At 72.1% G+C, this 9,427-nt stretch carries 8 protein-coding genes; 7 read left to right on the top strand and 1 reads right to left on the bottom strand.

The genetic code is table 11. The features are described 5' to 3' along the window. The first annotated feature begins 274 nt into the window (after positions 1 to 274). On the top strand, positions 275 to 2,071 hold the full coding sequence (locus AB0D27_RS44000; protein WP_362520917.1) for a phosphatidylglycerol lysyltransferase domain-containing protein: 1,797 nt from the start codon (positions 275 to 277) through the stop codon (positions 2,069 to 2,071). Then, a complete protein-coding gene (locus tag AB0D27_RS43995; protein WP_362520915.1) occupies positions 2,068 to 2,769 on the top strand; it encodes a hypothetical protein in 702 nt (233 codons plus the stop codon). The genes AB0D27_RS44000 and AB0D27_RS43995 overlap by 4 nt, the downstream gene beginning before the upstream one ends. Here the strand turns inward: AB0D27_RS43995 and AB0D27_RS43990 are convergent. Beyond that, positions 2,706 to 3,473 (bottom strand): hypothetical protein, encoded by a 768-nt coding sequence (locus AB0D27_RS43990; RefSeq protein ID WP_362520912.1) that lies wholly within the window; start codon positions 3,471 to 3,473, stop codon positions 2,706 to 2,708. The two genes, AB0D27_RS43995 and AB0D27_RS43990, sit on opposite strands and share 64 nt — an antisense overlap. Positions 3,474 to 3,555: 82 nt before the next feature. Here AB0D27_RS43990 and AB0D27_RS43985 point away from each other — a divergent pair, with 82 nt between their 5' ends. From AB0D27_RS43985 to AB0D27_RS43965, 5 genes are all read left to right on the top strand, one after another. Beyond that, the gene (locus AB0D27_RS43985) at positions 3,556 to 4,353 is read left to right on the top strand and encodes an adenosylcobinamide-GDP ribazoletransferase (RefSeq protein WP_362520910.1); all 798 of its coding nucleotides are present in this window, start codon (positions 3,556 to 3,558) and stop codon (positions 4,351 to 4,353) included. 191 nt (positions 4,354 to 4,544) lie between these two features. Next, entirely contained in the window at positions 4,545 to 5,099 is a 555-nt protein-coding gene (locus tag AB0D27_RS43980; RefSeq protein ID WP_362520908.1) for an RDD family protein, read from the top strand. Positions 5,100 to 5,335: 236 nt separating this feature from the next. Next, positions 5,336 to 6,865 (top strand): leucyl aminopeptidase, encoded by a 1,530-nt coding sequence (locus AB0D27_RS43975; protein WP_362520905.1) that lies wholly within the window; start codon positions 5,336 to 5,338, stop codon positions 6,863 to 6,865. A gap of 242 nt (positions 6,866 to 7,107) precedes the next feature. After that, positions 7,108 to 8,496: a dihydrolipoyl dehydrogenase gene (gene lpdA / locus AB0D27_RS43970; RefSeq protein WP_362520902.1), complete on the top strand. Its 1,389-nt coding sequence runs from the start codon at positions 7,108 to 7,110 to the stop codon at positions 8,494 to 8,496. A gap of 90 nt (positions 8,497 to 8,586) precedes the next feature. Further along, a partial coding sequence (locus tag AB0D27_RS43965; RefSeq protein ID WP_362520901.1) for a biotin/lipoyl-containing protein occupies positions 8,587 to 9,427 on the top strand: 841 nt, incomplete at its 3' end.

The raw sequence follows: 9,427 nt of genomic DNA, 5'->3' as shown, positions 1-9,427 counted from the left end.
GGCAGCGCGGCGGGCGGCGGCGCGGGAGCTCGCGCGCCGCACCCGGTGGCGCGGCAGCGCAAGCACCCGGCACCCGGCACCCGGCACCGGCTGCGCGGCAGCGTAAGTGCAGGGCGGCGCGGTACGCGGCACCCGGAACGGGGCGGCAGCGGGGGGCGTGGGAAGGGGGTTGGCTGCGTCGGGAAGGCGGGCGGCGGGTCACACGCGTCCGGGGCGTATCAGCCGTATCGGCCCTCCCCCGCGCATGCCACCCCGCCCCATATCATCGCCCTTTATGGGAGATGCCCGAATTGCCGCTGATCAGGAACGGGCGTCGGCCCGCCAGGGGGACGGGGACCGGCGGTCCACGGCTGCCTCGCGGCGGGCCGCCGCCTTCGCCGTCTGGTACCTGCGTGCCGTCACGTTCATCAACTTCCTGAGCGCCGCCTGGGTGTCGCTCGGGCAGGACGTGCGGCGGCACAACACCGAGAACTACTTCACGCCGTACCTGCTGACGGCGGGATTCGCGTCCGGTGTGTTCACGATGTTCCTGGCCATCACCATGCGGCGGCGCAAGCGGGCCGCATGGATCCTCAACTTCGTGCTCAGCGGCCTGTTCCTGCTGCTGTTCGCCGTCGCGATGGCGTTCCCGGAGATCCGCCAGTACGCCCAGAACTGGATCTCGCTCGCGCTGACCGCGGCCTTCGTCGGCTCGCTCGCCGCGGGCCGGCGGGAGTTCTACGCCAAGGGCGACCGGTCGAATCCGAAGCTGGCCGCGGCCGTCGCGGTCGGCGGGCTGCTGGTCACCTCGCTGCTCGCCGTCCTGCTCGTCACGGTCACCAACAACGCGCACGACGCGCACCGTTCGACCTTCCTGGACCGCTGGCGCTACGGCACCCTGCGGCTGGTCTCGGTCGCCGCCGACGACTCCCACTTCCTCGGGATCACGACGCCCAACTGGGTCAACGTCGTCATCAACGTGTTCAGCACCCTGCTGGTCCTCGCCGTCTTCTACGCCGCCTTCCGCTCCCGCCGCGCCGTCGACCCGCTCACCGAGGACGACGAGAAGCGGCTGCGGGTCCTCCTCGACAAGAACGGGGACCGCGACTCGCTGGGCTACTTCGCGCTGCGGCGCGAGAAGAGCGTGGTGTGGTCGCCGACCGGCAAGGCGGCGGTCGCCTACCGCGTCGTGGGCGGCGTCTCGCTGGCCTCCGGTGACCCCATCGGCGATCCCGAGGCGTGGCCCGGCGCCATCGAGCCCTGGCTCGCCGAGGCCCGCGCGCACGGCTGGATCCCGGCGGTGATGGGCGCGAGCGAGGAGGCGGGCACCGTGTACTCCCGGCATGGGCTGGACGCGCTGGAACTCGGTGACGAGGCCATCGTGGAGACCGCCGAGTTCACCCTCGAGGGGCGGGCCATGCGCACCGTCCGGCAGGCCTACAACCGGGTCAGGCGAGCCGGTTACCAGGTGCGCATCCGGCGCCACGAGGACATCCGGGCCGACGAGATGGCGTACCTCCTCAAGCGCGCGGACGACTGGCGGGACGGGGCGACCGAGCGCGGGTTCAGCATGGCGCTCGGGCGGCTGGGCGACCCGGACGACGGGCAGTGCGTGATGCTCGAATGCACGGATGGCGAGGGTGAATTGAGGGCCCTGCTGTCCTTCGTGCCCTGGGGGCCGGGCGGCCTCTCCCTCGACCTCATGCGGCGCGACCGCGATTCCGAGAACGGGCTGATGGAGTTCATGGTGATCGAACTCCTGCGCCGCGCCCAGGAGATCAAGATCACCCAGGTCTCGCTCAACTTCGCCATGTTCCGTTCCGTCTTCGAACGTGGGGCGCGTCTCGGCGCGGGACCGGTGCTGCGGCTGTGGCGCTCACTGCTCAGCTTCTGCTCGCGCTGGTGGCAGATCGAGTCGCTGTACCGCGCCAATGCCAAGTACCGGCCCATCTGGGAGCCGCGGTTCCTGCTCTTCGAGAAGAGCGCGGATCTGCTGCGCATCGGCGTCGCGTCCGCGCGCGCCGAGGGGTTCCTGGAGGCGCCGGGCCTGCCGAAGTGGCTGCACCGCAAACACCTGGAGTCGCACAGATGAGTACGCTCGCCCGCTGGGCCCGCGCGGAATGGGGACTGCTGTACGTCACCCTGCGCGAGGCGCTCGTGAAGAGGCAGTGGCGGGCGATTCCCATGACCATCGGGGCGGTGTGTCTCACGACCGCCTTCCAGTTCACGCAGAACCAGTCATGGGGCTTTCAGTTCGTGCAGAACATCGGCTCCGTACGCGCCGAGGACCCGCTGTGGCTCGCCCTCCTGCGCACCCCGCTCTCCGTGTTCGTACCGGCGCTGGACCTGCCCGTATGGGGGGCGCTCGTACAGATCCTGCTGGTGTTCGGGATCGCCGAGATCTGCCTGGGCTGGTGGCGCACGCTCGTCGTCGCGTACGTCGCCACGCTGGCCGGCACGCTCTACGCACGCGTCGGCATCGCGCTGGGCCCGCACAACCCGCTGGGCCTGCCCGGCACGGACGCGCAGGTCGTCGACACCGGCCCGTCGGCGGCCGTGGTGGGGCTCGCGGTGTTCCTGGGCTGGCGCTACGGCGCGTATGTCACGGCGAGTGCGGTGATCGCAGCCATGGCGGTCGAGGTGGCCCTCAAGGAGAACCTGGCGGGCAAGGAGCATCTGGCGGCCATCGCGGCGGTCATGGTGGTGTGCGGGATCTCCGCGGCACGTCATCGGCGTCCGGGCAGGGCCCGGGCGGGCTCGGGGTCCGGTTTGCCGCCGATCAGGTCCTGAACCCTGCGGCGGGGACCCGCCCAGCGGCGGTCGTGGTGATAGGCACGCAGCCGGGCTCTGGCGCGGGCGCGGGGGCGGCGCCGGTAGAAGCGCTTCGCCCACGGCGAGCCGGGGCGAGCCAGCCGGATCGCGCCGATCAGGGCGAGGAACGGGACGATCACCCCGAAGATCGCGGTGCGCGCCTTGCCCTTGCTCAGGGCGAGCAGCGCGAAGAAGAAGTTCACGCCGACGGTCAGGATCACGCCCCCGCGGTCCTGCAGTTCCTGGTCGCTGAGGTCGTTGACGCCGAACGGCGCGAAGCCGCCGAGGACCAGACCGACGAGGGCCGCCGTGACCACCACGACCTCGACGCTCTGGCGCCCGGCCTCGCTCCAGTACACGTCGTCGAGGTGCAGGATCAGCGCGAACTCGTCGAGCACCAGGCCCGCGCCGATCCCGAACAGCACCGCGCACACGCCCGCGCCGAGCCCGTGCCGGTTGCTGGCCACCGCGCCGAAGCCGCCGATCACCGTCAACACGACGCCGGGCACGACGTGGTGGATGTGCAGATCGCCGGCCTTGACGTTGCCGAAGGGGCCCTTGCCCGCGCGGATGAGCCGGACGATGACGCGGGTGATCACAAAGGTCAGGACGAACGAGGCCAACGCCAGCAACAGGGGGAGTTTCCCCGGCTCGACGATGTTCCGGTACAACCAATGACCCATATACGAACTTTATCCACCGCCATCGCATCCGCCCTCCGAAGCCGCCGCGTCCGCTCTCCGAGCACCCGGGTAGCCTGCGCCGGTGTCCAAGACGGCGTCTCCTGCCTCCTCCCTCCCGCACGGCCTCCGCTTCGCCTTCGGCACCCTCACCGTGCTTCCCGTGAAGGTGACCCGCTGGGACCGCGCCGCCGCGCGCGGCGGCATGCTGTGCGCGCCGGTGGCCGGCCTGGTGGTCGGGGCGGGGGCGGCGCTGCTGGGCGTGACGCTGCTCGCCCTGGGCGCGGGCCCGCTGCTCGCCGCCGTGGCCACCGCCGCCGTACCGGCCGCGCTCACCCGCGGTCTCCACCTCGACGGCCTCGCCGACACCGCGGACGGGCTCGGCAGCGGCAAGCCCGCCGAGGACGCGCTGCGGATCATGAAGCAGTCGGACATCGGCCCGTTCGGCGTGATCACCTTGCTGTTCGTGCTGCTCGCCCAGGTGGCCGCGCTCTTCCAGGCGTACGAGACCTCGTGGGCCCGGGGCGTGCTCGCGGCCGTCGTCTCGGCGACCGCGGCCCGTCTCGCCCTCACCCTGGCCGCCCGCACCGGGGTGCCCCCGGCCCGCCCCGAGGGCCTGGGCGCGGCGGTCGCGGGCACGGTGCCGGTGCGCGGCGCGCTGCTGGTGACGGTGGCCGTCGTGGGCGCGGCGGCGGGCGCGGGCGCGCTGCTCGGGACGTACGACATCGTGCGCGCCGCGGTGGCGGTGCTCGGAGCCTGCGCGGTCGCCGAACTGCTGCTGCGCCACTGCACGCGCCGCTTCGGCGGCATCACGGGCGACGTGTTCGGGGGCCTCGCCGAGACGGCGGCGACGACGGCGCTCGTGGTTCTTTCACTGGGCTGACCGCCGGCTGACCGCTGGGCCGACCGCCGGCTGATCACGGAGCTGATCGCCGGGCCGATCACCGAACTGTCACCGGCCTGGAACGATCCCCGGCAAGCAGCCAATCCGCCCCTCCGCCCCCACTAATCTGATCCGCCGAACAGACAAGTGATCGTGATCGGGGGACGTCTGTGCCGAAACTTCGGCGGTTCATGGCCTGGTTCATCGACTTCGCACTGGTGCTCGCGGCGGCGTCCGCGCTCGCCGTGCTCACCTTCCACCGGATATCCGCGCTCGCGACGGACGTACCGGATCTGGCCACGCGTGGCGGGTGGGACATCCTCAGCTCGCGCGGCGATGTCATCGACGCCTCCGAGGGCTTCGGGCTGTCGCTGTGGCACAAGGTGGTCCGGGATGTGGAGCAGGCCTTCGGGCTGCTGGTGGTCGCCACCTTCCTCTACCAGTGGGCGGCGCTCGCCCTCACAGGACGGACGGTCGGCAAGGCCCTGCTCGGCCTCAGGGTCACGCCGACCGCACCGCGCCGGGCGGCCCTGCGCGCCGCGGTGACGACGACCGCCGACGTCGCCGTGTACGCACTCGCCTGCGTCCTGCTGGTCCAGGGCGAGTTCGCGCTCTCGGTCCTGCTGTGGGCCGTCGCCGTGGTGATCTTCTTCCTCAACGCGCTGCCGGTTCTCTCACCGAGCCGCCGCTCCCTGGCCGACCGCCTGGCCGGCACGGCGGTCACGGGCCTCGGGCTCGGCGGTTGAGCCGTGACGTCCGCGCCCTGTGCCGCGGTGGACACGGCACCACCGGACGGTGAACGCACGCGGGAATGAGCGAAACCCGGCCCCGAGCGTAGGCTCGTCCCGGGTACGTGCCCGCCCGCCCCGCGAGGGCCCCGGTAAGGACCGCCCCTCGGGCCGGACCTAGGGTCAGCCGTCGGGCCCGGTCGACCCACCCCATTCGGCCACAGCAACTTCAACGGAAGCGAGATTTCACCACCGTGACTGCTCTCACTCTCAGCACCGCCGCGGCGTCCGGTCTGCGGGCCGACGCGATCGTCGTCGGTGTCGCGAAGAGCCCGAAGGGCGCCAAGGGACTCACCGTCGCACCGGGCGCCGAGGCCGTGGACAAGGCCTACGACGGCTCCCTCGCCGGAATCCTGGAGACCCTCGGCGCCTCCGGGGCCGAGGGCGAGGTGACCAAGCTGCCCGCACCTTCCGGTTTCAAGGCCCCCGTCGTGGTGGCCGTCGGCCTGGGAGCGGCCCCGGAGAAGGACGACACCTTCGGCGCCGAGGCGCTGCGCCGCGCGGCCGGTGCCGCCGCCCGCGCGCTCGCCGGTGCCAAGAAGGCCGCGTTCGCCCTGCCGATCGCGGACCCCGCCGACGTCGGCGCCGTCGCCGAGGGCGCGCTCCTGGGCGCGTACGCCTTCGACGCCTACAAGGACAACGGCAAGGACGCCAAGAACGGCAAGGCCCCGCTCGCCGAGGTCTCCCTGCTCGGTGGCAAGCCCCGCGACGCGGCGTACAAGGCGGCCATCGCGCGCGCCACCGCCGTGACCGAGGAGCTCAACCGCGCCCGCGACCTGATCAACACCCCGCCGAACGACCTCAACCCGGAGGCCTTCGCCGCCGTCGCCACCGCGGCCGGCAAGGAGCACGGCATCAAGGTGCAGGTGCTCGACGAGAAGGCCCTGGCGAAGGGCGGCTACGGGGGCATCCTGGGTGTCGGCGCGGGCTCGGCCGCCGCTCCCCGCCTGGTCAAGCTCTCGTACACCAGCTCCAAGGCGACGAAGACACTGGCCTTCGTGGGCAAGGGCATCACCTACGACTCGGGCGGCATCTCCCTCAAGCCCGCCGGGCACAACGAGACGATGAAGTGCGACATGAGTGGTGCGGCAGCGGTCTTCGCCGCCGTGGTCGCCGCCGCGCGCCTGGGCCTGGAGGTCAACGTCACCGGCTGGCTGGCGCTGGCCGAGAACATGCCCTCCGGTTCCGCGACCCGCCCGGGTGACGTGCTGCGGATGTACAGCGGCAAGACCGTCGAGGTGCTCAACACCGACGCCGAGGGCCGGCTCGTCCTCGCGGACGCGCTGTGGAAGGCGTCCGAGGAGAACCCGGACGCGATCATCGACGTGGCGACGCTGACCGGCGCGATGGTGCTGGCGCTCGGCAACCGCACCTTCGGTGTGATGGCCAATGACGACGCGTTCCGCGCGTCCGTCGTCGAGGCCGCCGAGGAGGTCGGCGAGGAGTCCTGGCCGATGCCGCTGCCCGAGCACCTGCGCAAGGGCATGGACTCCCCCACCGCCGACATCGCCAACATGGGCGAGCGGATGGGCGGCGGCCTGGTCGCCGGTCTGTTCCTGCGCGAGTTCGTCGGCGAGGGCATCACCTGGGCCCACCTGGACATCGCGGGCCCGGCCTTCAACGAGCAGGGCCCCTTCGGCTACACCCCCAAGGGCGGCACCGGCTCCGCGGTCCGCACCCTGGTCCGCCTCGCCGAACTGACGGCGGCGGGCGACCTGGGCTGACGGCCACTCGTGCAGCCGTACGACCCCGGGCCGCGGGAAAGCCCGGGGTCGTTTTGTCCGTCGCGGCGGACGAGTGGGACGTCTCACACACCGGCCCGGCGTCTCGAACGCCGCCGACAAGTGCGAAGATGGGTTCTCGGCAGGACAGGGCCCCCACCACAGGGCCGAAGAAGAGCGGCCGGACACCAGCCGCCGACCGGTCACTGGAGACCGGCGTGGCGCACATGCATGGAGGACGTGACGTGGCGAACGACGCCAGCACCGTTTTCGACCTAGTGATCCTCGGCGGCGGTAGCGGCGGTTACGCCGCGGCGCTGCGCGGAGCGCAGCTGGGCCTGGACGTCGCCCTGATCGAGAAGGACAAGGTCGGCGGTACCTGCCTGCACCGGGGGTGCATCCCCACAAAGGCTCTGCTCCACGCGGGCGAGATCGCCGACCAGGCCCGCGAGAGCGAGCAGTTCGGCGTCAAGGCCACCTTCGAGGGGATCGACGTACCCGCCGTCCACAAGTACAAGGACGGCGTCGTCTCGGGCCTGTACAAGGGCCTGCAGGGTCTGATCGCGTCCCGCAAGGTGACGTACATCGAGGGTGAGGGCCGCCTGTCCTCCCCGACCTCCGTCGACGTGAACGGCCAGCGCGTCCAGGGCCGCCATGTGCTGCTCGCGACCGGCTCGGTGCCGAAGTCGCTGCCGGGCCTGGAGATCGACGGCAACCGCATCATCTCCTCGGACCACGCGCTGGTCCTGGACCGCGTCCCGCAGTCCGCGATCGTGCTCGGCGGCGGCGTCATCGGCGTCGAGTTCGCCTCGGCGTGGAAGTCCTTCGGCACCGACGTGACGGTGATCGAGGGCCTCAAGCACCTCGTCCCGGTCGAGGACGAGAACTCCTCCAAGCTTCTTGAGCGCGCGTTCCGCAAGCGCGGCATCAAGTTCAACCTGGGCACCTTCTTCTCGAAGGCCGAGTACACCCAGAACGGTGTGAAGGTCACCCTCGCCGACGGCAAGGAGTTCGAGGCCGAGGTGCTGCTCGTCGCCGTGGGCCGCGGCCCGGTCTCGGCCGGTCTCGGCTACGAGGAGCAGGGCGTCGCCATCGACCGCGGCTACGTCCTGGTCGACGAGTACATGCGCACGAACGTCCCGACCATCTCCGCCGTCGGTGACCTGGTCCCGACGCTCCAGCTCGCGCACGTCGGCTTCGCCGAGGGCATCCTGGTGGCGGAGCGTCTGGCCGGTCTCAAGACCGTTCCGATCGACTACGACGGCGTGCCGCGGGTGACGTACTGCCACCCCGAGGTCGCCTCCGTGGGGATCACCGAGGCCAAGGCCAAGGAGATCTACGGCGCGGACAAGGTCGTCGCTCTGAAGTACAACCTGGCGGGCAACGGCAAGAGCAAGATCCTGAACACCGCGGGCGAGATCAAGCTCGTCCAGGTGAAGGACGGTGCCGTGGTCGGCGTCCACATGGTCGGCGACCGCATGGGCGAGCAGGTCGGCGAAGCCCAGCTGATCTACAACTGGGAGGCGCTGCCGGCCGAGGTCGCGCAGCTCATCCACGCGCACCCGACGCAGAGCGAGGCGCTCGGCGAGGCCCACCTGGCCCTCGCGGGCAAGCCGCTGCACTCGCACGACTGATCAGCTCCCGGCTGTCCCCAGTCACCGCGTCGAGCAGGGCGCGACGACGACCACAGACTTCCGCACCATTCGTAAGGAGCAACAGAAACCATGGCGGTTTCCGTAACCCTTCCGGCGCTCGGCGAGAGCGTCACCGAGGGCACTGTCACTCGCTGGCTCAAGGCCGAGGGCGAGCGCGTAGAGGCCGACGAGCCGCTGCTGGAGGTGTCGACCGACAAGGTCGACACCGAGATCCCCTCCCCCGCCGCCGGTGTGCTCGCCTCCATCAAGGTCGCCGAGGACGAGACGGTCGAGGTCGGCTCCGAGCTGGCCGTCATCGACGACGGCACGGGCGCGCCCGCCGCCGCCCCGGCCCCGGTCGCCGAGCAGGTCGCCCCGCCGGCTCCCGAGCCGGCTCCGCAGGCCACCCCGTCCACCGAGCAGGCCGCCCCCGCGCCGGCCCCGACCGCCGAGGCCGCTTCCGGCGGCAGCGGCGCTCAGGGCACCGACGTGGTCCTGCCCGCGCTCGGCGAGTCCGTCACCGAGGGCACCGTCACCCGCTGGCTGAAGGAGGTCGGCGAGGAGGTCGCGGAGGACGAGCCGCTGCTCGAGGTCTCCACGGACAAGGTCGACACCGAGATCCCCGCGCCGGTCGCCGGCGTGCTGCTGGAGATCGTGGTCGGCGAGGACGAGACCGCCGAGGTCGGCGCCAAGCTCGCCGTCATCGGCGCCCCGGGCGCGGCTCCGGCCGCCGCCCCGGCTCCCGCTGCCGCCGCTCCGGCCGCCCCCGCGGCTCCGGCGCCCGCTCCGGCCGCCCCGGCTCCGGCCCCGGCCCCGGCGGCTCCGGCCGCCGCCGCCCCGGCTCCGGTCCAGCCCGCGGCCCCGGCCGCGCCCGCCGCCCCGGCTCCCGCGCCGGTCGCGCCCGCCCCCGTCGCCCCGGCACCGGCGCCCG

The sequence above is a fragment of the Streptomyces sp. NPDC048415 genome (assembly GCF_040651675.1).
Lineage (GTDB): Bacteria > Actinomycetota > Actinomycetes > Streptomycetales > Streptomycetaceae > Streptomyces.
Note: the sequence above shows the minus strand (reverse complement) of the source record. Positions and strands in the feature narration are given on the sequence as shown.

Excerpts from the sequence above, each read along its gene's own strand:
- AB0D27_RS44000 (WP_362520917.1), top strand. The coding sequence starts at position 275 with ATGGGAGATGCCCGAATTGCCGCTGATCAGGAACGGGCGTCGGCCCGC.
- AB0D27_RS43995 (WP_362520915.1), top strand. The coding sequence starts at position 2,068 with ATGAGTACGCTCGCCCGCTGGGCCCGCGCGGAATGGGGACTGCTGTAC.
- AB0D27_RS43980 (WP_362520908.1), top strand. The coding sequence starts at position 4,545 with ATGGCCTGGTTCATCGACTTCGCACTGGTGCTCGCGGCGGCGTCCGCG.
- AB0D27_RS43990 (WP_362520912.1), bottom strand. The coding sequence starts at position 3,473 with ATGGGTCATTGGTTGTACCGGAACATCGTCGAGCCGGGGAAACTCCCC.